The 23,829-nt window shown below is 65.3% G+C and carries 13 protein-coding genes; 5 read left to right on the top strand and 8 right to left on the bottom strand.

The features are described 5' to 3' along the window. Nucleotides 1-124: 124 nt before the first annotated feature. The gene (locus AC1RBA_RS05485; protein WP_492417063.1) at nt 125-1,783 is read left to right on the top strand and encodes a methyl-accepting chemotaxis protein; all 1,659 of its coding nucleotides are present in this window, start codon (nt 125-127) and stop codon (nt 1,781-1,783) included. 34 nt (nt 1,784-1,817) lie between these two features. Here AC1RBA_RS05485 and AC1RBA_RS05480 read toward each other — a convergent pair whose 3' ends face one another. The 8 genes from AC1RBA_RS05480 to AC1RBA_RS05445 all read right to left on the bottom strand — a co-directional run bounded on the left by AC1RBA_RS05480 (nt 1,818) and on the right by AC1RBA_RS05445 (nt 11,949). After that, nucleotides 1,818-3,104, bottom strand: coding sequence for a DUF445 domain-containing protein (locus tag AC1RBA_RS05480; protein WP_492417061.1), 1,287 nt, complete (start codon nt 3,102-3,104; stop codon nt 1,818-1,820). 59 nt (nt 3,105-3,163) lie between these two features. After that, complete coding sequence (bcaP, locus tag AC1RBA_RS05475; protein ID WP_070313618.1) at nt 3,164-4,561, bottom strand: branched-chain amino acid transporter BcaP; 1,398 nt, start codon at nt 4,559-4,561, stop codon at nt 3,164-3,166. 211 nt (nt 4,562-4,772) lie between these two features. After that, nucleotides 4,773-6,566: an MFS transporter gene (locus AC1RBA_RS05470; protein ID WP_070313619.1), complete on the bottom strand. Its 1,794-nt coding sequence runs from the start codon at nt 6,564-6,566 to the stop codon at nt 4,773-4,775. 50 nt (nt 6,567-6,616) lie between these two features. After that, complete coding sequence (locus AC1RBA_RS05465; RefSeq protein ID WP_492417059.1) at nt 6,617-7,711, bottom strand: N-acetylglucosamine-6-phosphate deacetylase; 1,095 nt, start codon at nt 7,709-7,711, stop codon at nt 6,617-6,619. 3 nt (nt 7,712-7,714) lie between these two features. Beyond that, complete coding sequence (locus AC1RBA_RS05460; protein ID WP_070223655.1) at nt 7,715-8,482, bottom strand: DeoR family transcriptional regulator; 768 nt, start codon at nt 8,480-8,482, stop codon at nt 7,715-7,717. A 35-nt stretch (nt 8,483-8,517) separates the two neighbouring features. Beyond that, the gene (locus tag AC1RBA_RS05455) at nt 8,518-9,861 is read right to left on the bottom strand and encodes a D-tagatose-bisphosphate aldolase, class II, non-catalytic subunit (RefSeq protein WP_492417176.1); all 1,344 of its coding nucleotides are present in this window, start codon (nt 9,859-9,861) and stop codon (nt 8,518-8,520) included. Next, a complete protein-coding gene (locus AC1RBA_RS05450; RefSeq protein ID WP_492417057.1) occupies nt 9,861-10,814 on the bottom strand; it encodes an ROK family protein in 954 nt (317 codons plus the stop codon). Before AC1RBA_RS05450 ends, AC1RBA_RS05455 begins: the two co-directional genes overlap by 1 nt. Continuing rightward, on the bottom strand, nt 10,801-11,949 hold the full coding sequence (locus AC1RBA_RS05445; RefSeq protein WP_492417055.1) for an AgaS family sugar isomerase: 1,149 nt from the start codon (nt 11,947-11,949) through the stop codon (nt 10,801-10,803). Before AC1RBA_RS05445 ends, AC1RBA_RS05450 begins: the two co-directional genes overlap by 14 nt. 358 nt (nt 11,950-12,307) lie before the next feature. On the opposite strand from AC1RBA_RS05445, the gene AC1RBA_RS05440 reads away from it, so the two are divergent. The 4 genes from AC1RBA_RS05440 to AC1RBA_RS05425 all read left to right on the top strand — a co-directional run bounded on the left by AC1RBA_RS05440 (nt 12,308) and on the right by AC1RBA_RS05425 (nt 23,708). Then, nucleotides 12,308-15,658 carry a TIM-barrel domain-containing protein gene (locus AC1RBA_RS05440; protein WP_492417054.1) on the top strand — a complete coding sequence of 1,117 codons (3,351 nt, stop codon included), beginning with the start codon at nt 12,308-12,310 and terminating at the stop codon, nt 15,656-15,658. A gap of 98 nt (nt 15,659-15,756) precedes the next feature. Continuing rightward, nucleotides 15,757-18,717, top strand: a complete 2,961-nt coding sequence (locus AC1RBA_RS05435) for a TonB-dependent receptor plug domain-containing protein (protein WP_409026470.1) — start codon at nt 15,757-15,759, stop codon at nt 18,715-18,717. 491 nt (nt 18,718-19,208) lie between these two features. Continuing rightward, complete coding sequence (locus AC1RBA_RS05430; protein ID WP_492417052.1) at nt 19,209-22,250, top strand: TonB-dependent receptor; 3,042 nt, start codon at nt 19,209-19,211, stop codon at nt 22,248-22,250. Between the two features lie 66 nt (nt 22,251-22,316). After that, entirely contained in the window at nt 22,317-23,708 is a 1,392-nt protein-coding gene (locus AC1RBA_RS05425; protein ID WP_492417050.1) for a Gfo/Idh/MocA family protein, read from the top strand. Nucleotides 23,709-23,829: the final 121 nt, after the last annotated feature.

Here is a 23,829-nt window from a genome sequence, read left to right as displayed (position 1 = left end):
AAGGCGCCTCTCGTCACTTGTCAGGATCTGTGCAGGAAAGAGCAGTGTTGTTCAGGCCAGGGCGCGAGCCCGCTTCTTTTCGGGTGGCGCCGCCATTCGCTTGTGTAGGACAGGGGAGACAGAAATGCGTACAAATATGCCGGTAACGAACAGGGAATATGTGCTTCATGACGGTCAGACGGTGGTATCGAAGACTGACCTGAAGGGCAACATCACCTATGTCAACCAGGATTTCATCGATATCAGCGGCTTTTCGGCCGAGGAGCTGATCGGCGCGCCGCAAAACATCGTGCGCCATCCGGATATGCCGGCCGAGGCCTTCGCCGACTTCTGGCGCACCATCAAGAGCGGCAAGGCGTGGACGGGCATGGTCAAGAACCGCTGCAAGAATGGCGATTACTACTGGGTGGAAGCGAATGCCGCGCCGATGCTGGAAAATGGCCAGATGGTGGGCTACACCTCGATCCGCGTCAAGCCCAGCCGGGAACAGGTGGCCGCTGCCGAGCAGGCATACCAGGCCATCAAGCAAGGCGGCACGACGCTGGAAGTGCGCGAGGGCGTGGCCATGCACCGCTCGCTCGTGCGGCGCCTGAATCCGCTGGCGCAACTGACGCTGCGCGCCCGGATGTCCCTCGTGTTCGGCTCGCTGGCGCTGCTGTTCGTTGCCGGGCCGGCCATCTCCTATGTGGCGTCGGGACACGCCGGCATGCCGATGCTGTTCAGCACTCTCTGCGGCGTGGTGTCGTGCGCGGCCGGCGGCTACACCGTGCAGCGCGCGGCCGTGGTGCCGCTGGAGCGCATGCGCGGCGATATCGAGCGCATGAGCGCGGGCGACCTGTCGGGCAACATCAGCGCCAGCGGCAACGACGAACTGACGGCGGTGGCGCAGGCGCTGCGCGTCCTGCAGACGAACGTCAAGCTGCTGGTCGGGCAAATCAAGGAATCGACGGGCGTGGTGGGCCGCGGCGCGGAGGAAATCGCCGCAGGCAATGCGAACCTGTCGCGGCGCACGGAGTCGCAGGCCAGCGCACTGGAAGAGACGGCGTCGTCCATGGAAGAACTGACCGGCACGGTCAGGCAGAATGCCGACAATGCGCGCGAGGCGAACCGCCTCGTCAGTACCGCCTCCGAGACCGCGCACAAGGGCGAACAAGCCATGTCGCAGGTGATTGCCACCATGGGCTCAATCCAGGACAGCTCGCGCAAGATCGTCGACATCATCGGCGTGATCGACGGCATCGCCTTCCAGACGAATATCCTGGCGCTGAATGCGGCCGTCGAGGCGGCGCGGGCCGGGGAACAGGGGCGCGGCTTTGCCGTGGTGGCGTCCGAGGTGCGCAGCCTGGCGCACCGCTCGGCGCAGGCGGCCAAGGAAATCAAGGTGCTGATCGGCGATTCGGTGGACAAGGTGGGGGCGGGCAGCCGGCTGGTGCAGGATGCCGGCAAGACGATGGGCGATATCGAGCAGTCGGTGCGCCAGGTGGCCGGCTACATGGCGGACATTACGGCGGCCAGCCAGGAGCAGAGCGAGGGTATCGAACAAATCAACCAGGCCATCACCCAGATGGACGACGTGACGCAGCAAAATGCGGCCCTGGTCGAGCAGGCCGCCGCCGCCGCGGCCGGCATGCAGCAGCAGGCCGTGCAACTGGCGACGCTGGTCGATTCCTTCCAGCTGGTGCGCAGTGTGGCGGCCGGCGCGGCAGCCCGGCCGGCAGCCCGGGCTGCCGCGCCGCGCAAGCAGTTATCAGTGACGAGCCTGCTGAAACCGCAGCTGGCGTGATGCCGCGCCAGGCGCTGGCGCTGGAAAAGCCCGCTTACACCGCCTGGCTGACGGCATGAATCAGCAGGCCGGCCAGGCCGCCCACGATGGTGCCGTTGATGCGGATGAATTGCAGGTCGCGCCCGATGGCCAGTTCGATGCGCTCGCTCATTTCTTCCTTGCTCCACAAGTCCAGGCGGGCGGCGATGAAGGCGCCCACTTCGCCCCGGTAGCGCCGCACCAGCGCGCCGCTGCCGGCGACGATGGCGCCGTTCAGCCATGCCCGGGCATGCTCGTCCTTGCCCAGCACCTGACCCGTGTTGCGCGCCAGGCTGGCGACGGCTTGCGCCAGCACGGGCGCGTCGGCGTGCAGGTCGGCCAGCAGGCGCGCGCGGATGGCGTCCCACAGCTCGCCCAGCATCGCTTGCACCGTATCGCTGGCGATCAGCTGCAGCTGGTAGCGGCGCACCGTGTCCTGCCACTGCGGGTCGGCCTTCAGGTGCAGCGCGCTGTCGGCGATCCAGCCGGCGATGCGCTGGCGCAGCGGGTGAGCCGGGTCGATGCGCACGGCGAGCGCGAATTTTTGCAGCGAGGCGATCATGCGCGGCTCGTACGCCTTCACGGCCTTTTTCACCAGCGTGTTTTCGATCTGGAAGGCGCCCAGCACGAAGTCGCCGATGGCGGCGTGGTGCGCCTCGTCGTCCAGGTAGGCGGCGCCCCGGTCGAGCAGGAAGTCCAGCAATTGCTGCGGCTTGCCGTCGGCGATCAGCGCATCGATGCAGTCGGCCGCCACGTCCGATACATTCAATTGACCGAGGTAGGCGCTGGCCTGCTCGCGCAGCAGGCGGCCCAGCGTGTCGTGGTCGGCCATCGCCAGCAGCTGTTTCACCACGCCGGCGCTGGCCATGCCCAGCTGCCGCGCATGGACCTCGTCACTGAGCCAGGCGCCCAGGCGGGCAGCGGGATCGGCTTGCACGATGCGCTCGGCGATGCCTTGCTCGGTAATGAAATGGTTTTCCACGAAGGCGCCCAGGCTGCGCCCGATATCCGCCTTGCTGTTGGGGATGATGGCCGTATGCCACAGGGGAATGCCAAGCGGGTGGCGGAACAGGGCGACGACGGCGAACCAGTCGGCGATCGCGCCCACCATCGATGCTTCGGCGAATGCCTCCACATAGCCCCATGCGGGATGGCCGCCCCGTTGCGAGCGGGCAACGGCGAAGACCAGCGCGGCGAGCAGCAGCAGGCCGGCGGCCAGCCACTGCATGTTGCGCAGGCGCGCGCGCTTGAGCTGGTCCGTGCTCTGGTCCAGTTGGGCGATAAGGTCGGGGGAAGGTTGCATGGATGGCGGCCTGCACGGTTGCGTGACCGCCATCTTACTGCGATGGCGCAGTGACGGGCTTACTGTTGCGGATGCAGCAGCGAACGGCGGCGCGCGTAGCCGAAATAGATGGCCAGGCCGATCACCAGCCAGATGGAAAAAGCCATCCAGGTGACCCAGCTGAGGAAAGTCATCAGGCCTACGCACAGGATCACGGCCAGCGCCGGCACGAAGGGCACGCCGGGGCAACGGAATGCGCGCGGCAGGTCGGGACGCTTCTTGCGCAGCACCACCACGGCGACGGAGACCATGGTGAAGGCGGCCAGGGTGCCGATGTTGATCAGCTCGGCGAGGATGTTGAGCGGGATCGTGGCGGCGATCAGGCCAAAGACGATGCCGACCAGCCAGGTGGCGAAGAACGGCGTGTGGAAGCGCGGGTGCACGGTCGACAGGCGCTTGGGCAGCAAGCCGTCGCGCGACATGGCGAAGATGATGCGCGTCTGGCCGAAGGCCATCACGAGGATCACGGTGGTCATGCCGAGGATGGCGCCCAGGTCGACGAAGCCGGCGATCCAGTTTTCGCCCGCATACTGCAGGGCCAGCGAGACGGGATGGTCGACGCCGAGGAATTTCTGATACGGCACGATGCCCGTCATGATGGCCGAAACCACCACGTACAGCACGGCGCACACGGCCAGCGAGCCGATGATGCCGATGGGCAGGTCGCGCGACGGCTTCTTGACTTCCTCGGCGGCCGAGGTGACGGCGTCAAAGCCGATGAAGGCGAAGAAGACGAGGGCGGCGGCGCTCAGCATGCCGTGGTAGCCGAACGGCATGTAGGGCTGCCAGTTGGCCGGCTGCACGTGGCGCGCGCCGAAGATGATGAACAGCAGCACCACGCCCACCTTGATGGCCACCATGATGTTGTTCAGGCGCGCCGATTCGCGCACGCCCCAGCCCAGCATGGCCGTCAGCAGCAGCATGATGACGAGGGCCGGCAGGTTGATGAAGGTGGTCACGCCGGGCAGGGCGCCCGGCGCGGCCGTCAGGGCCACGGGCAGCGCGATGCCAAAGCCCGACAGCAGCGACTGGAAATAGCCGGACCAGCCGACGGAGACGGCGGCTGCGGCCAGGCCGTATTCGAGCAGCAAGTCCCAGCCTATCATCCAGGCGGCCAGCTCGCCCAGGGTGGCATAGCTGTAGGTGTAGATGGAGCCGGCCACGGGCACGGTGGAGGCGAATTCCGCATAGCACAGGGCGGCGAAGCAGCAGGCGACGGCCGCCACGACGAAGGACAGCGACAGGGCGGGGCCGGCGGTCAGCGCACCCGTGCCGGTGAGTACGAAAATACCGGTGCCGACGATGGCGCCGATGCCCATGAGCACAAGGTCGAACGGCCCCAGCACCTTGGCCAGACCTCCCGGCTTCTTGCTGTGGGCAATCATGTCATCCAAATTCTTGGTTCTAAATAAGCTCACTGTGTCTCCTGGTGGTTTTTGTCATGGCGCCATTGCCGCCTCGTGAGTAGCACGACGCAGCCAGATTCTAGCCCACGCGCCCGTGATTCCAGAAGGAAAACCGTACGCTACCGTGCGCGCCAGCCCTGTCAACTTGCCCGGCAAGCAAAAAAACAGCCCCGGACGGTGGGCCGGGGCTGGAAAGGAGACTGCTACAGTTGGTTACTCGGGCTTACTTGGAAAAGTGCGCCTCGATCTCTTCCAGCGTCTTGCCCTTGGTCTCCGGCAACAAAAACGCGGCCGCCAGGAAATACAGCACGGTGCAGCCGGCGCCGAAGAAGAACAGGGTCGAATAACCGTGCAAGCCCACGGTCGGCAGGAAGATGGCGGCGATCACGGTCGAGACGAACTGGTTGACCAGCAGGGCGATGCTCATGCCGTTCGAGCGGATGCGGGTCGGCATCAGCTCGGACAGGGCCAGCCACACGCACACGCCCGGTCCCACGGCAAAGCTGGAGACGAACACGCAGATGGCGATCGCCACCAGCCAGCCGTGCGTGGACGGGGGTACGGGGCCCAGGCTGGCCTTCTCGATGCGCAGCGGCGCCTCGCGTCCGGCGGCCGGGTCGGCGAACGGGTTCAGGTGCAGCTTGCGGAAGAACACGCCGATCACGCTGTCGGCCTGTACGGCGTCTTCGCGGGCGATCGTCACCTGGCGCAGCACGGGGTCGTCGCTGCGCAGGCTTTTCACGTTGGTGAACGGGCCGTAGGCGTAGGCGATGGTCAGCTGCTGCGGCGTGCCGTCGGCGGCCGCGCCCAGGGCCGTCAAGGTGGCCGCATCGAGGTGCACGGCCAGGCCGTCGTTTTGCACCTGGGCGGCGATGGCGGGGCGCACGTCGGCCAGGTGGGCTTCGGCGCCGCGGAACAGCAAGCCGGCCGCCAGCAGCGAGACGACGATGCCGCCCGTGCCCAGCATCAGCAGGAACTTGCGGCCCTTGCGGTCGACCAGCAGCACGGCCACCACCGTCATCACGGCGTTCAGTACCTTCAACAGCACGTCCGCCATGTTGGCCGAGGCGCCCGACAGGCCCGCCTGGTTCAGGATATTGACGACATAGGCGAGGATGGAATTGATGCCCGTCGCCTGCGTGCAGGCGAGGATCAGGCAGGCCAGCAGGAAGGGCAGCACGTAGCGGCGGCTCAAGAGCGGGTCTTTTGCCCTGGCATTGCCGCTGGCCTTGGCCGCGTTCTCGGGCGTGTCGAGCATTTCGCGCAGTTCCAGGTCGGCGGCGGCGGGCAGGCGCGTGCGCAGCAGCGACTGGCGCGCCTGTTCGACGCGGCCGCGGCGCGCCAGCCAGCGCGGCGATTCGGCCAGCAGCAGGGCGCCGATGGTGAATACGAGGCCAGGCGCCAGGCAGACCCAGAAGATGCTGCGCCAGGCGTGGTCCTTGGCGGCGAAGATGGCGGCGATGCGGCCCGCTTCCGGCAACGACTGCGCCGCTTGCGTGGCCGTTTCCACCGTCTGCGCCTGCAGCAGGCCGATCAGGGCGGCCGCTACCAGGCCGATGGTCAGCAGCAGCTGGAACAGAGCGGCACCGCGCCCACGCTGTTGCGCGGGCAGGCATTCGGCCAGGTACAGGGGCACGACGACGCCGATCAAGCCGCCGCTGATGCCTTGCAGCAGGCGGCCCAGCAGCAGCGGCATGTAGCCGTCGGCCAGGGCGATCAGCGGGATGCTGGCGCTGAACAGGGCGCCGGCCAGGAACATCACCCAGCGCCGGCCCAGGATATCGGCCAGGGCGCCGGCGAACAGCGACGACAGCACCGAACCCAGGAGCACGGCGGCGACGATAAAGCTCAGCTGCTGGGCCGTCAGTTTCCAGGCCACGGAGGCCGTCGATTCCAGGTAGGGCAGGGCGCCGGCGATGATGCCGATGTCTATGCCGTACAGCAATCCCCCCATGCCGGCAATAAATAGCAGGTAGCGCATGGCCCACACGGGGGCCTTGTGTGACGTGTCGTGCATGGTAACTCCGGGACGGGGTTGAGGTTGGGGGCTGGTTCTAGAGACGGAATCTAGCGGATGGAAAGATCGATGGCCGCGCCTTCGACGAAGACAGACACGGGCTGTAGTGTGGAATCGAGGACGACGATATCGGCCCAGGCGCCCGGTGCCAAACGGCCCCGTTCGGATTCGCCCAGATAATCGGCCGGGTACAGCGAGAGGCGGTTCGAGGCGTCGGCCAGGTCCAGGCCCAGGTCGACGAAATTGCGCAGGGCCTGGTCCATGGTCAGCACGCTGCCGGCCAGCGAGCCCGTGGCCAGGCGCACGCAACCCATGCATTTATAGACGCGCTGCGTGCCCAGGCCGTATTCGCCGTCGGGCATGCCGGTGGCCGAGGTGGCGTCGGTCACGCCGTACAGGCGCGGGATGGCGCGCAGGGCCGCGCGCAGGGCGCCCTTGGCCACGTGCTGCAGGTCGGGGATGATTTCCGCATATTCGGCATGCGCGAGCGCCGCGCCTACCATGCCCGGGTCGTAGTGCGTCATGCCCGTCATGCCGTTGTACAGGTGGGTAAAGCCCGAGACGCCGGCCTTGAGCGCGGCCACGCCATCGTCATACGTGCCGGCGCTGTGGCCGATCTGCACGCGGATGCCCATCGCCGCCAGTTGCGGGATCAGCTCCAGGTGACCGGGGATTTCCGGCGCCATGGTCAAGACCTTGATCGGGGCGATGGCATGGAAGCGCTGCACCAGCGCCAGGCTCGCTTGCACCACGTCGGGCGGCTGCGCGCCCAGGCGGTGCAGGTTCAAAAACGGTCCTTCCAGGTGCACGCCCAGCATGCGCGCGCCGTTGGCGGGACGTTCGGCGATAACGCCGGCCAGTCCTTGCAGCGCGCGCACGATCGACGGCTCCTTGGCCGTCAGTGTGGTGCCCAGCAGGGCCGTGGTGCCGTGGCGCGCATGCACCTGCGCCACCGTGGCGCCCGCGTTTGCGCCCTCCATGATGTCGACGCCGGCCGCGCCGTGCACGTGCAGGTCGATGAAGCCGGGCAGGATGGTGAGCGCGCTGTCGGCGGCAGGGTCTTCCTGTATCTGGACGATGCGCTGGTCAAAAGTGATGGTGCCCGTGATCCAGCCAGATGGGGTAAGGATTCTGCCGCTCAGCATGTGTTATTCCGCTATAAAAAGTTCGATGCCCAGCTTGTGCAGCCCTTCGCGGTATTCCTGGCTGATGCTGGCATCGGTGATGACGGTATCGACGCGGTCCAGCTGCACGATGCGGTGCAGGCTGACGCGGCCGAACTTCGAGGCGTCCGTGAGGACGATGATTTTCTTGGCCCGTTCCACCATCTTGTGGTTCAGGCTCGCTTCCGCTTCGTGGTGGGTGGTGACGCCGAACTGCAGGTCGAAGCCGTCCACGCCCAGGAACAGCTTGTCGAAGCTGTAGGCCTGCAAGCAGGTTTCGGCCTGGCTGCCCTGGATCGACAGCGACTGCTTGCGCAGCAGGCCGCCCGTGAGGATCAGGTCCACGCCGGGCGCGTCGGCCAGCTCCCACGCGATGTTCAGGCCATTCGTGGCCACCGTCACGCCGGTGGCGTCGCGCAGATGGCGCGCCAGCGAGATGGTGGTGGTGCCCGAGTCGATGATGATGTTGTCGCCCGGTTCCACCAGCCGCGCCGCGTAGGCGCCGATGCGCTCCTTCTGCTCGTGGTTGATGGCATCCTTCTGGCGTATCGTATGCTCGGGCGGCGGCGTGCGCGTCAGGGTCGCGCCGCCGTGGCTGCGCGTGGCCATGCCTTGCGCTTCCAGCGCATTCAAGTCGCTGCGGATGGTGACCGCGGACACGCCGAGCTTTTCCACCAGATCGGTCACCTGCACCGAGCCCTGCTGGGCAAGCATTTGGAGGATGGATTCACGGCGTTGGCTGGTATTTCGCATGGTGGCGGGCTCAGTAAAAAATGAAAATACCGAGCTTAACAGATTGCCGCTTCGGCAATGACGGCCACTGCCGCATTGCGGTTGCAGGCGCGCGCATATTGCGCCAGCAAGCTGCCGATCTTGTGCTCGATCAAGGCTGGCGCTTCCGCTTTCAGGCTGCCCTGCACCACGGCCAGATACTGTTCCGGCAAATGCTGGCTCAGCAGCGGCAGCGGAATCGCCACGGCATCGAGGTTGGCCAGCAGCTTGCCGAAGGCGGCCGCCACTTCCGGCTCGCCCCAGTAATAGCGGCAACGGTCGCTCAAGCCGTAGCGGCGCATCAATCGCTGTTCTTCCGGCGTGCCCAGGTAATGCTTGATCCAGTTCTTCGGCTTGGCCACCATCACGTCGTCGAGCACCTGCATCAGCTGCGAGGTGGCGTGCGCCGGCAGCAGTTCTTCCTCGATCTGGCACAGGGCGAACAGCGCTTCGCGCAGGGCGAAGGTGGCGGCCGGGCCCACTTTCAGGATGGCGAAATGGTCGCGCACCATGGCGTGCAGGGCCGATTCGCGCTGGTAGTCGGTCGAGTGGGCTTCGAACACGAGGCCAGGCTGCTCGGCCACGAAGGCCGACAGCTCGGCGGCGGCCTGCGCATCGTAGTGCTGGATGCTGCTCTGGTCGAAATCGACGCCCGGCTGCACCACCATGGCGATGACGCGGCGCCAGGCGTCGTGCAGGCCGTTGTCGAGGAAGGCGCGGCAATGCACGTCGAGGGTGCGGCGCGCGGCTTGCGGGCTGGTGACGGCGCCGGCCTGCGCCAAGGACGCTTCGCCGCCGGGAACCGGCACTTCCGTGCCGATCACGTAGACGGGCGGCGCGAAGCCGGCGGCGGCGGCCGCCGTTTCGGCGACGATGCACAGGCGCGCCGAACGGGCGGCCACGGTTTCATCGTCGAGCTGCAGGGGATCATCGGCACAGCGCATGCTGCAATCGAGGTGGATTTTATGGAAGCCGGCCGACGCATACGCGGCGATCAGGGTCTCGGCGTGGGCCATGGCGGTGGCCGCGTCGAGGTGCTGCCAGGCGTTCGGACCCAGATGGTCGCCGCCCAGCACCAGGCGCTCGGTCGGGAAACCCTGTTCGCGGGCCAGTGCCAGCATGGTGTCGCGGAAAACGTTTGGTGTCATGCCCGTGTAGCCGCCGAACTGGTCGACCTGGTTCGAGGTCGCTTCGACCAGCAGCACGGTGTCGTACTCGCTGGCCACGCGCATGGCGGCGCGCAGTACGCTCGGGTGGCTGCAGCAGACGGCGTACAGGCCCACGCGCTCGCCGCGGCGGTGCGCCTTGATCACTTGCTGGATGGGCGACAGGGTAAAACCCGGGTTTTCCGCTTGCTTCATCATGTTGACGCCTTTATATGTTGTCGTATCAAAAGGGCCGCGCCGCGCGCGCCGCCGGCGTCGCCAAAGCGGGGCGGCAGGATGGGCGGCACGTGCACGCCGGGGAACAGGTGGCGCTTCACGGCGGCCGGCAGCTTGTCGTACAGGTGCGGCAATTTCGACAGGCCGCCGCCGAGCACGATGACGTGCGGGTCGTAGGCCAGTACCAGGCCGGCCAGCGCGTGGCCCAGCACGTCGAGGTGCACGGCCACCGTGCGTTCGGCCACGGCGTCGCCCATGTTGGCGCGTGCCACGATGGCCAGCGGCTCGGCGCCGTCGCCGCCGAAATGCGCGTGGAGCTTGCTCATGGCGGGGCCGGAGACGTAGCGTTCCAGGCAGCCAGCCTTGCCGCACGGGCAGGCGTAATCGATCAAACCGTGCTGCGCCAGCAGGGTGGCGGGCAGGCTCCAGTGGCCCCATTCGCCGGCCACGCCGTTCAAGCCGCGCAGCAGCTGGCCGCCCACGCAATAGCCGCCGCCGGCGCCCGTGCCGAGGATGGCGCCGAACATGCTGGCGGCATGGTCGGCCGTGCCGCCTTGCGCTTCCGACAGGGCGAAGCACTGGCAATCGTTGCCGATGGCGACTGGGCGCTGCAAGGCTTGCTGCAGGGTTTGCGCCACCAGGCGGCCGTTCAAGGCCGGCACGTTGGAGCTCAGTTGCCGGCCGCTGGCGCTGTCGATCACGCCGGGCAAGCCGATGCCGACGGGCGCCGTCGTGCCCAGGGCGGCGTCGCCGCGCGCCACCAGGTCGACGATCGCCTGCACGAAGGCGGCAAAATCGTCGCCCGGCGTGGCCACGCGCTCGCGGAACGTTTCGGTCAGCGCGCCGTCGCGGTCGGCAAAGGCGACCAGCTCCATCTTGCTGCCGCCGATGTCGATGCCGTGAAAGCCCTGGATGGAATTAGAATTGGTCATGGCCATAGATGGTGACGCCCTGCACGACACGGTTGACGATGCCGCCGGCGAATGGATTGTCGGGGCGCAGTTGCAGCAGCGCGGACTGGTGCAGCGCATATTGCTGCGCCATCAGCAGCCACAGCGGGGCAAGCCAGGCGTCGGGCCAGGCCGGCGCGTCGGCCGCCAAGTTGGCAGATAAGTCGCCGCCGATGCCCACCGTCAGGCACGTCTGCGCCACGCTGTCGCGCTGCAGTTCCTGCAGTAAGTCGTCTTCGTACTGGCGCGCCAATGGCTTGCTGCTGCGCAGCAGGATCACCAAGGACTCCGTGGTGACTGCCGATTTCGGGCCATGGCGGAAGCCCAGCGGCGTATTCGCCATGGCCATCACGCGCCCGCCCGTCAATTCCAGGATTTTTAATGCCGCTTCCTTGGCCAGCGCTTCCAGCGGGCCGCTGCCCAGGTAGACCACGCGCTGTACCGGCTGCGAGCCCAGGTCCGCCACGGGAGCCGACCAGTCGCGCAGGGCGTCTTCGCCCAGCTGCGCCAGGGTCTCGAGGCGCGCCACGTCGACGTCCTTGCCCAGTACCGACAGGGCCGCCAGCAGCATGCTGCTAAAGCTGCTGGTCATGGCGAAGCCGCGGTCGCAGCTGCCTTCCGGCATCAGCAAGTTATATGTATTGCTGTCGTTGGCGCCCTGGCGCGCCAGCTTGCCATCGGCGTTGCAGGTGATGTTCAGGAAGCGCGCACCGGGCACGACCTGGCGCAACAGCTCCACGGCCGCCAGGCTTTCCGGGCTGTCGCCGCTGCGGGCAAACGAGACGAGCAGGGTGGGTGCATCCGCCTCCAGGTACAGCTCGTGGTGCGTCAACAAAGTCGTGGTGGCGATGGCGCGGATCTGCGCGGGCCAGGCCGCATTCAAGGTGTCGACGACGATTTCGCCCACATACGCCGAGCTGCCGGCGCCCGTCAGGATCACGCGCTGCTGTGGATGGGACAGCGCGTCGCCCAGGAAGGCGGCCAGACTGGCTTGCTCCTTGCGCAAAATGCCGGCCAGCGCGCGCCAGATGGCGGGCTGATGGGCGATTTCCTCGGCCGTGTGCAGGCCGCCGATGTCGCGCCAGGTTTGAATGTCACGCTGAAGAAGGGTAGTCATGAGAGGTCAGTAAAGTGTTTGTTGGAGAAAGCATAAATACTAAATTTCGAAAAGTCAAATACGAAAGTAAAACGAAAGTAAATAGTTGTGTGGCTTGCGAAATAATGGCGTCGAACTGGTGCTTTTCTGGACATCAATCATGTTGCGCTGCCGCATGAAACCCAGTCGTGCCGCCGCCTGTCGCTGAAATGCGACGATAACGAAAGTATGTTTTGTGACATTTTGGTGAAACGTAAGAAAAATGCGCCAATTCTGGGCATTTTATTAATAAATCGGTCCAGGAACTTTCTTTTGATTGACGATATTTATTTTTCTTCTTAAAGTATTTCCATCACTTCGATTTTCTGAAAGCCCGCAGATGAAACCTCTCCCGCTTCCCCGCCGCGCCCTTGCCGCCTGTGTCCTCGCTGCCCTTGCCACCCTGGCCGCTCCTGGCCTGCAAGCCGCGCCCATCGGCAATCTGCAGTCGCTCTCCGCCGTGCATGCGGCCGACGTGGCCAAGGGCGAGGCGCTGGGCTGGGATCTGCGCAGCGACACGGGCATGCAGCTGCGTATCAGCCTGCCGCAGGCGGACGTGTTGCGCATCCAGGCGGGCGGCAAGGGGGGCTTGACGGGTCCCGGCGACAAGGCCGCGCCCATCGTCGTGGGCCAGCCCGCCGCGCAAGTGGCATACGAGATCAGCGAGCATCCCGACCATATCCTGATCAGCACCGAAGCCCTGAACCTGCGCATCGACCGCAAGCCCTTGCGCCTTACCTTGTACCGCAAGGGCGATGCGGTGCCGCTGTGGCGCGAGGTGCAGCCGCTGTCGCTCGACGACAAGCAGGGCGTGCAGGTGCTGTCGAGCCAGCCGGGCGAGCGTTATTTCGGCGGCGGCCAGCAAAATGGGCGCTTCGAATTCAAGGGCAAGCAGGTGCCCGTGTCGTATTCGGGCGGCTGGGAAGAGGGCGACCGCCCGAATCCCGCGCCATTCTTGATGAGTTCACGAGGCTGGGGCGTGCTGCGCAATACCTGGTCCGACGGGCACTACGATTTGCGCGACAAGGAACAGATCTCGCTGCAGCACGCGGAAGGGCGCTTCGATGCGTATTTCTTCGTCGGCAAGGACTTGCGCGACGTCGTCGCCCGCTACACGGAATTGACGGGCCGCGCGCGCATGCTGCCGCGCTGGGCGCTCGAATACGGCGACGCCGATTGCTACAACGATGGCGACAACGTGAAAAAGCCCGGTTCCGTGCCCAAAGGCTGGACTGACGGCCCCACCGGCAAGACGCCGGACGTGGTGGAAACCGTGGCGCGCCAGTACCGCGAACACGACATGCCAGGCGGCTGGATACTGCCCAACGACGGCTATGGCTGCGGCTACACGAACTTGCCGGAAACGGTGAAGGGCCTGGCCGGCTATGGCTTCCGCACGGGCCTGTGGACGGAAAACGGCGTCGACAAGATCGCCTGGGAAGTGGGCCAGGCGGGCAGCCGCGTGCAAAAGCTGGACGTGGCGTGGACGGGCAAGGGCTACCAGTTTGCCATGGATGCGAACAAGTCTGCGTACGACGGCATCCTGAACAACTCCGACAGCCGCCCGTTTTTGTGGACGGTGATGGGCTGGGCCGGCATCCAGCGCTATGCCGTGGCGTGGACGGGCGACCAGAGCGCCAGTTGGGACTACATCCGCTGGCACATTCCGACCCTGATCGGCTCGGGCCTGTCCGGCCAGGCGTATGCCTCGGGCGACGTGGACGCCATCTTCGGCGGCAGCCCGGAAACCTATCTGCGCGACTTGCAGTGGAAAAGCTTTACGCCCGTGCTGATGGGCATGTCCGGCTGGGCCGCGGCCGAGCGCAAGCATCCGTGGTGGTTTGAGCAACCGTACCGCGACATCAACCGCCGCTATCTGAAGCTCAAGATGCGTTTGACGCCATATATGTACACCCTGGTGCGCGAAGCGGAGCAATCGGGCGCGCCGCTGGTGCGTGGCCTGATGTGGGATTATCCGCAAGACCCGGCCGCCTACACGGAAGCGTATAAGTATCAATTCCTGCTGGGCCGCGACGTGCTGGTGGCACCCGTCTACCGCAGCCAGGCCGTCAGCGGCGGCTGGCGCAAGGGCATCCACCTGCCGCAAGGCACGTGGTACGACTACTGGGATGGCCGCCAGGCCACGGCGGACGCGAAAGGGCGCGACCTCGATATGCAGGTGACCCTGGACAAGCTGCCCGTGTTCGTGCGCGCCGGCGCCATCCTGCCCATGTATCCGGAAATGCTGTACGACGGCCAGAAACCGAAGGACCAGCTGACCCTCGATATCTACCCGCACGGCGATTCCGAATACACCCTGTATGAAGACGACGGCAACACGCGCCAGTACCAGGGCGGCGCCTTCAGCCAGCAAATCATCCGCATGCGCCAGACGGGCGCCGACGTGCAGGTCGACATCGGCGCCGTCGATGGCAAGTACCAGGGCCAGGAAGCGCGCCGCGGCTATGCGCTGCGCATGCTGGCGGGCCAGCGACCTGCCGCCGTCAAGGCGGGCGAACGGCTGCTCGCGGCATCCGCCGACCGCGCCGCCTACGACAAGGCGCTTGATGCCTGGTTCTTCGATCCTGCCGACCGCCAGGGCACCCTGCACGTGAAGGTAGCGGCGCAGGATATCCGCCAGCCCCTGGCCTTGCAGGTGGCCGGCGCGCTGGGCGTGGCGCGTATCGATGCCGACTTCCCCGTCGCCCCCGTGCCGGGCCGCGCCTTGCCGGCCGACGCCATGCAGGTGGTGGCGCGTCCTGCGGAAGAAAGCGGCTATCCGCTGGAAAACGCCTTCGACGGCAAGCCCGAGACGTGGTTCCGCACCGTGCGCAGTCCGTCCGTGAAGAGCGGACCGCATGAATGGGTGATCGGCTTTACGGAACGCCGCCTCGTCGATGGCATCGAACTGGCGCCGCGCAACGATCAGCACTGGAAGCATGGCCAGGTGCGGGATTACGAAATCTACATTGGCGACAACAACGGCGAGTGGGGCGCGGCGCTTGCGCGCGGCACGCTCAAATTGCAAGAGGGTACGCAGACGATCAATTTCCCCGCCACGGCCGGGCGCTTGCTGCGCTTCCGCGTGATGAGCACGCAAAATCCGGAAGGCGATGGCGCCGCATCCACCGACCCGATGGTGACGGCGGCGCAAGCCGGGCCGGTGGCGCGCGCGTTCGACGCGGCGCTGGCGAGCGACGTGGCGCCCGTGACCTTGTCCGCATTCCGCGTGCTAGAACACCGCGTGGCCGAAGCAGAAGAGGTGCAGCGCTATCTGTCGGACCTGGCGCTGCCGAAGACTGTCGCGAAAGACCGGCCGGCCGGCAAGGCCGCCGAGATGCGCATGAACGGGCTGTGGTTCCGCAAGGGCCTCGGCGTGGGACCCGCCAGCCGCATCGACTTGCAGCTGGCGGGCAACTGGAATCTGCTGCGCGCCGACCTGGGCGTGGACGATAGCTGCCGCAGCGCGGGCGGCTTGCAATTCCAGGTCTGGAGCGGTGAACGGCTGCTGTATGACAGCGGCCTGGTCACGGCTCCCGGGGTGGTCAAACCCGAAATCGACGTGCGCGGCCTGAGCCAGCTCAGTTTGCGCACCCTGGGCGCGCGCGGCGCCCACCCGGCCCAGGTCTGCGGCAACTGGGCCAACGCCGTGCTGACCGGCACGGAGGGCGCGACAGTCAAGCCGCGCTAACTACTTCAATCATTTCACTAACAACGAGCCCCTCTTCGGACCGGGGAGGGGCTCTTGCAGCCTGACGAAAACAAATCACTTATAAAAGGGAGATGGGAATGCACTTGAAAAAACTGATGTCCGCCATGGTGGCGGTCGGACTTGGCTCAACCGCGTTGGCGTCGACGGCGCTGGCGGCGGAGGAGGAAAAACTGGCGCGCGTCGAAGTGACGGGTTCCAGCCTGAAGCGCATCAATGCGGAAACGGCGTCGCCCGTGCAGGTGATCAACGCCAAGCAGATCGAAAACATGGGCGCGCTCACCTTGCTGCAGGTGCTCGACAACCTGCCCGCGGCCCGTCCGGCGCAGCAGGACTTCCGCTCGATGTTCACGGGTTCCGATGGCGGCTCGCAGGCGAACTTGCGCGGCCTCGGTGCGCAGGGCACGCTGGTGCTGCTCAATGGCCGCCGCCTGTCGTTCTACGGCGCGCCGGCCGGCTTCCAGACCATGTTCGTCAATATCGACGCCATTCCCGCCGCCGCCATCGAGCGCATGGAGATTTTGACGGACGGCGCGTCGGCCGTGTATGGCTCCGATGCCGTCGCCGGCGTCATCAACGTGATCACCAAGAAGTCGTATCAAGGCCTGGAGGCGCGCGCCAACGGCGAGTTTTCGCCCAGCGTGAAAGCGTACGGCGAACGCCAGGCCAGCGTGCTGTATGGCGTGGGCGACCTGGCCAGCGACGGCTACAACATCTACGGTTCCGTCAACGTCTACCAGCGTGACCGCATCGCGCTGGCCGACACCTGGCAGAAGCGTCCCTCGTATTTTTATGTGAACAATCCCAATTTCATCCCGAACATGCGCGTGGGCGTGGGCAGCGAACCGGGCGTGATGAATCCGGGGACCTTCTTTGTCTTCGACAAGGCCAACAACAATGCGCGCACGCAGCGCGCCGCGCCCGGCTGCAACAACAGCATCACCGAGGCGTCGGGCACGCGCTGCGTGTGGAATGCGCTGCCCAACCAGCTCGATACGGGCCCCACCTCGGAACGCGCCACGGCCTACCTGAGCGGCCGGCTGAAGCTGGGCGGCGACATGGAAGCGTTCGCGGAAGGTGCGTTCACCCACATCAAGATGCGCGGCGAGAATGGTCCCTCCAGCTTCAACAGCGGCAGCACGAACAACTGGTTCGCGCGCAATACGGGCACTACCCTGAACACCTTCGCCACGCCTTTCCTGAGTCCCAACAACGTCTACCTGAAGGGCAAGCTCGATGCCGACATGGTGGCCAAGATGGGCGGCGCGGCGGGCCTGAACTATCTGTTGCAGGATGCCACGGGCCACTTCGGCCAGAAGAATGTCGATGAAAACTACCGCGCGCTCGTCGGCCTGCGCGGCAGCATCGGCGGCGGCTGGGATTTTGAAACGGCGCTCAGCGTGGCGGGCAGCCATTCCACGCTGTTCCAGACGGCGAACGTGAACATCAATGGCTTCAAGCAGGCGTTTGGCCCGTTCACGAAAGATCCCGTCAGCGGCCGCACGTATATCTCCGACAATCCCGCCTACAAGTTCGGCGAAATCAGCGAAGCCAATGCGGCGCTGCTGCGTGCCGCCTATCCGACCTTCGCCATCGAATCGTGGACCAAGCTGATGACGTGGGACGCCAAGCTGGAAGGCACGCTGTTCAAGCTGGGCGAGCGCGAAGTGCGCGCCGCCGTGGGCACCAACGTGATGCGCGAGAGCTTCCTCACGCCCGGCAACGCGGATGCGGCCAATGGCCTGATCACGCAGCAGGGCGGTTCCTGGTTCGATGGCAAGCGCACCATCGCCGCCGTGTTTGGCGAAGTGGTGGTGCCGCTTTCCGACACCCTGGAAGTCAATGCGGCCGCGCGCCTGGACAAATACCCGCATTTCTCGGCCAACCTGGCGCCCAAGCTGGGCGTGATCTGGCGCGCGCGTCCCGACCTGATGCTGCGCGGGACGTATTCGGAAGGCTTCCGCGCACCCAACCTGGCTGAATCGGGCTCGGGCGGCGTCTTTGCCCAGGTGGGCGGCATCCGCGACACGGTGCGCTGCGATGAGACGAATGCCATGGCGCGCGCCCTGATGAAGTCCAGGGTGGCGACGGATGCGGACCTGGGCAAGAGCCTGCTCAATTCGAACTGCTCGACGACGGTGGGCGGCCTGACGCCGCCGAACCAGAACCTGCGTCCGGAAAAGGCCAAGATTTCCACCGTGGGCCTGGTCCTGCAGCCGGCCAAGGACGTGAGCATCTCCATCGATTACTGGTTCATCAACCGCCGCGACGAAATCGTGCGCCAGGACTTCAACGAACTGTTTACGGAACTGGTGGACAAGTACGGCCCGACCCTGGCAGGTACATCGAGCGCCATCCGCAACGACCTGACGGACACGGACCGGGGCAATATGGCGGCGGTGGCGGCCATGTGCGCCAATCCCGCCAACGCGGGCGTGTGCGCGGGCGGCGTGCCGGGCTACTCGGTGGGCAACCTGGGCGGCTTGATCAACTCGTATTCGAACCGCGGCCGCACCCTGATGGACGGCGTGGACATCGACGCGCGCACGCGCTTTGCGCTCGGCGACTGGGGCAAGCTGAGTACCGGCATCGCCGCCACCATCCGCAAGCGCGACACCCACGACAGCGAAGACGGCAGCGATATCAAGGGCAATACCGTCGGCTACTACGATTCGCCGCGCTACCGCGCCACCGTCAACGCCGACTGGAGCTACCGCAATTTCGTCAGCAGCGTCTTCATCAACTATTCTGGCAAGACGCGCTGGGCCTACGGTCCGTGGGACAAGGACAACACGCCGGAAAACTGCACCGCCGCCTCGGTATCGCTGCCGGCCGGCCAGTGCAAGGGCGCGCCGTCGTACACCACGGTGAACCTGGCCTTCAGCTGGAAGCCGCTCAAGAACCTGGACGTGGGCCTGAACGTGAAGAACGCGTTCAACAAGCAGCCGTACTACGACCCGAACGGCTGGGAAGGCTACAACCATAGCCAGGACCTGTTCGGCCGCCAGTTTGCCCTGTCGGCCAGCTACAAGTTCTTTTAAGACGTGACGCCGCCCCGGCCTGCCAGCGGGCCGGGGTATCGTCATGAAAAGAAAAAGACAATATTCCGAAATGCGCAATACGAAAGATAAACGTAAGTGAAAGGGGATTGCCATGGCTACTTTCGCGTTTTTCCATCGGGATTGCCGTGTGGAATGTCTCCTGCGGGCCGCCTTCTTGCCGGCGCGTGTATCCGCCACGCCACGATAACGAAAGTTATTTGCCGCATGACGGATTGAATCGAAAGATAAAACGTCTTTATTTACTGAATTTAGCGATAAATTTGCGCTGTAACTTTCTTTTTGTTGACGATACTTATTTTTCTTTTTAAAGTAATCCCAAGAAAACGAAAATCAGCCAAGACGGACTGATTTCCCGGAAGGAACGGCTGCCTGGCTCTCCCTTCCGACGCTCACCATAAAAATTGCATCCCCCCGACTTCGCCCTGGAGCGGGGAGGGCGCGTATAACCCTCGATATAGACGGAGAGACACATGCATACCACCCGACTCAAATTGCGCGACATCAGCCGCGCCGCCGCGATCGTGATCGCCCTGGCGGCCGGCGTGCCAGGCCAGGCCTGGGCACAGTCGAACGCCACCAGCACCATCTTCGGCGAAGTGAGCGCGCCCGCCGGCGCCACCGTGGTGCTGGAAAACCTGGCGACGGGCGTGCAGCGCACCCTGACGCCGGATACGTCGGGCCGCTATGTGGCCAACTCCATGCCGCCGGGCCGTTACGCGGTGCGCGTGCTGCGCGCCGGGTCGGTCGAAGCGTCGCAGGAAGTCGAAGCCCTGATCGGCGCGGGCGCCGAAGCGAACTTCGGCCCGGCCAGCGCGGCCGGCCCCGTGGGCCAGGAACAGACCGTCGTCGTGAAGGCGTCGCGCAATCCGATCGACGTGTCGAACACGAACAATGGCGTGATCTTCACGGCCAAGGAATTGAAAGCGCTGCCGGTCGGCAATGACGTGGCCTCCATCGTGCAGCTGACGCCGGGCGTGTCGCGCGGCACCAATAGCGTGTACGGCAATGCGCCATCGATCGGCGGCTCGGGCCAGTCGGAAAACGCGTTCTACGTCAACGGCTTCCCCATCACCAACATCCTGACCCAGGTGGGCGCGTCGGAACTGCCGTTTGGCGCGATCTCCAACCTGCAGGTGCTGTCGGGCGGCTATGGTTCGGAATTCGGCCGCTCCACGGGCGGCGTGATCAATATCACCACCAAGAGCGGCGGCAACAAGGTCGAATTCGGCGGCAAGGTCTCCATCATTCCCCGTTCGCTGAAAGGCGAGCCGGAAAACACGTATTACCCGAACACGGGCGCCAATTCCAAGACGGACGGCAACCTGCTGTACTGGAACCGCGACAACGGCAGCACCAGCAAGGTGGTGGGCCTGTACGGCAGCGGTCCCCTGATCAAGAACAAGCTGTTCGCCTTCGTGGCGCTGGAACAGACGCGCACCGACAGCCAGGCCGTCGCCGCCACCGCCGACTCGGGCACGGCCCTGGCGCGCGGCTGGAGCACGAGCCAGAGCAAGGTGGACCGCATGACGGCCAAGCTCGATTTCAACCTGACGGACGACCATCACTTCGAATATACCAAGCTGTATGACCGCACGAAGACGGACAGCCAGGCGTATGGCTACAGCTACGCCACGCATGCGAGCAACGGCGTACAGGCAGGCAAGGGCGAGACGACGGTCAACTGCTGCGGCTCGTCGGCCGCGCCGGGCGCCAACATCGACATTTTCAAATATACGGGCTACCTGACGGACAACCTGACCGTGACGGCCATGATGGGCGAATCGCGCACCTCGCACACGCGCACGCCAAATGGCTACAATCCGCTGCTGGCGCAAACGTCGTCGAATGCATCGACCCAGGTGCCGGGCCTGACGTACGCCAATCCGCAGACGGTGACCGGCACCCTGGTCGACCCGTCGTCGGAAGACCGCCAGAAAGCCAAGCGACTCGATCTCGAATACAAGCTGGGCAAGCATTCGCTGCGCGGCGGCATCGACCGCATCGACGTGGAGTCGAAGGTGGGCCTGAGCCTGGCCGGCGGCTACCGCTGGAGCTACCAGCGCGCGACCGATCCGAACCGCCCGATCAACGGCGCGTTTGAAACGCCGGCTCAGGGCGGCGGCTACGGCGCGCAAGGCTACTACGTCAGCAAGGACTTGAACGCCAACCTGGCGCGTCCGACCAGCGTGCAATCGGCGCAATACATCCAGGATCACTACCAGGTCACGGAACGGGTGCTGCTGGACCTGGGCCTGCGCCGCGAACAGTTCACCAACTACAGCACCGATGGCGTGGCCTTCATTTCGCAGCGCAACATGATCGCTCCGCGCGTGGGCGCCACCTGGGATTACCTGGGCGACGGCACCCTGAAATTCTTCGCCAACGGCGGCCGCTACCACCTGCCGGTGCCATCGAATTTGTCGAGCAACATGGCCAGCCCCTTCCTGGCCACCAGCGAGATGTACACCTACACGGGTGTCGATCCCGTCACGGGCGCGCCGACGGGCCTGCACGCGATCAGCAAGCCGTATTCGGCCAACAACGCGTATGGCCAGAGCCGCGATGCGCGCGAAGTGACGGCCATCGGCTTGAAGCCGCTGTCGCAGGATGAATTCTCGCTCGGTTTCGAACGCGCCCTGAGCAAGAAGCTGGTGGTGGGCGCCAGCGTCCTGTACCGCAAGCTGAACGACACCAACGACGACACCTGCGACGCGCGTCCGCTGCAAGCCTGGGCCACGCGCAACAGCGTCGACACGAGCAACTGGGGCGGCTTCCAGTGCGCCATCATCAACCCGGGCCGCGACAACAGCCTGATGGTGGACTTCGACGACGGCAAGGGCTTGCGCCGCGTGGACATCTCGGCGGCCGAGTGGGGCAACCCGCTGCCATCGCGCACCTACCGCGCCCTGAACTTGTTCGTCGAGCACCCGTACACGAACGGCTGGTACGGCAAGCTGACCTACACCCTGTCTGCGCTGAAGGGCAATATGGAAGGCCAGACGGACAGCATCGGCGGCGGCGACGTGGGCCTGACGGTCAGCGACGACCACAAGGAACTGATGTACAACGCCTACGGCTACCTGCCGGGCGACCACCGCCATGCGTTCAAGGCCTACGGCTTCATGCAGGTGATCCCGGACGTGACGGTCGGCGCCAACCTGTCGCTGACTTCGGGGGCGCCGCGCAACTGCATCGGCGCGCTGCCCGATAACCTGAAGTTCGAGAACGACTACGGCGATTCCTACTTCTATTGCAATGGCAAGCCGGCGCCGCGCGGCAGCCAGGGCCGCCTGCCATGGCAAGCCCAGCTGGACATGAATCTGGCCTATACTCCCAGCGCCGTCAAGGGCCTGAGCCTGAAAGTGGACGTGTTCAATGTGTTCAACAGCCAGACCGTGACCCGCTACAACGAAACGCGCGAAGACCATGGCGCCATCGCCCGCAGCTATCTGCAGGTGGCCGGCCGCACGGCGCCGCGTTCCGTGCGCTTCACGGCGGAATACACTTATTAAACTGCAACCGGCCCGCCGCGCGGCGGACCGGCGACGATCATTACCAATGGAAGCGAGAAGAGACCAATGACGACACAATTCAATCGACGCAATTTCCTTTCCGTCAGCGCCGCGCTGGCCGGTGGCGCCATGGCAGGCAGCGCCTTGCTGCCTGGCGAGGCCAACGCCGCACCCGCCGCCGGCCGCGACAAGGTCCGCCTGGGCCTGATCGGCACGGGCATGCGCGGCCAGGTGCTGCTGGCCGAACTGGTGCGCCGCGACGACGTGGAAGTCGTTGCCCTGTGCGATATCGAACCGATCATGCTGAAACATGCGCTGGGCCAGGTGGAAAAAGCCGGCAAGCCGCGTCCGCGCACATATGGCGAAGACCGCGACCAGAAAGCCTACAAGCGCATGCTGGACGCGGGCGGCCTCGATGGCGTGATCATCGCCACGCCGTGGGAATTCCATGCGCCGATGGCCATCGCCGCCATGCAGGCGAAAATCGCCGTCGGCTGTGAAGTGGTGGCCGGCATCACCCTGCAAGACCACTGGGATGTCCTGAACACCCAGCTGAAGACGGGCACGCCCTACATGTTGCTGGAAAACGTGTGCTACCGCCGCGACGTGATGGCGGCGCTGCAGATGGTGCGCGCCGGCCTGTTCGGCGAACTGCTGCACCTGCAGGGCGGCTACCAGCACGATCTGCGCTCCGTCAAATTCAACAGCGGCAATCCGGCCAAGCCGTACGGCGGCGGCGTCGAATTCGGAGAGAAGGGCTGGTCGGAAGCCCATTGGCGCACGCAGCACTCGGTCGAGCGCAACGGCGAACTGTATCCGAGCCACGGCATCGGCCCCTGCGCCATGTACACCAACATCAACCGCGGCAACCGTTTTACGCGCATCAACGCCTTCGCCACCAAGGCGCGCGGCTTGCACGACTACATCGTCAAGCAGCCGGGCGGCGCGCAGCATGCGAACGCCAAGGTGAAGTTCAAGCTGGGCGACGTGGTCACCACGACCCTGGCGTGCGAAAACGGCGAAACCATCATCCTGCAGCACGATACGAGTCTGCCGCGCCCGTATTCGCTGGGCTTCCGCGTGCAAGGCACGGACGGCCTGTGGATGGACTTGAACAATTCCATCCATATCGAGGGCGTCAGCAAGCCGCACCAGTGGGACGACTTCAAGGCTTACCAGGACAAGTATGAACACCCCGTCTGGCGCAAGTACGCGGCGCAAGCCGAGGGCGCGGGCCACGGCGGCATGGACTTCTTCGTCATCCACGCCTTTGTCGAAGCATTGAAGGCCAACGCGCCGATGCCGATCGATATCTACGATGCCGTGACGTGGAGCGCCATCACGCCGCTGTCCGAGCAATCGATCGCCGCCAACTTCCAGACCCTGGACTTCCCGGACTTCACGGGCGGGCAGTGGAAATCGCGCAAACCGATCTTCGCCCTCGACGGCAAGTACTAAGCCTTAACGACCCGCTACCGCACCAGTTGCCGTAGCGGGTTTTTTCTATCCCCATGCGTTTTTCAACCGCGGCGCAGGTGCGCAGGCCCGTGTTCGCCCGTCGCAAAGCTTCACCACCAGG

The sequence above is a fragment of the Janthinobacterium sp. GW823-FHT03B06 genome (assembly GCF_058796955.1).
This window is presented reverse-complemented; position numbering and strand designations above follow the sequence as displayed.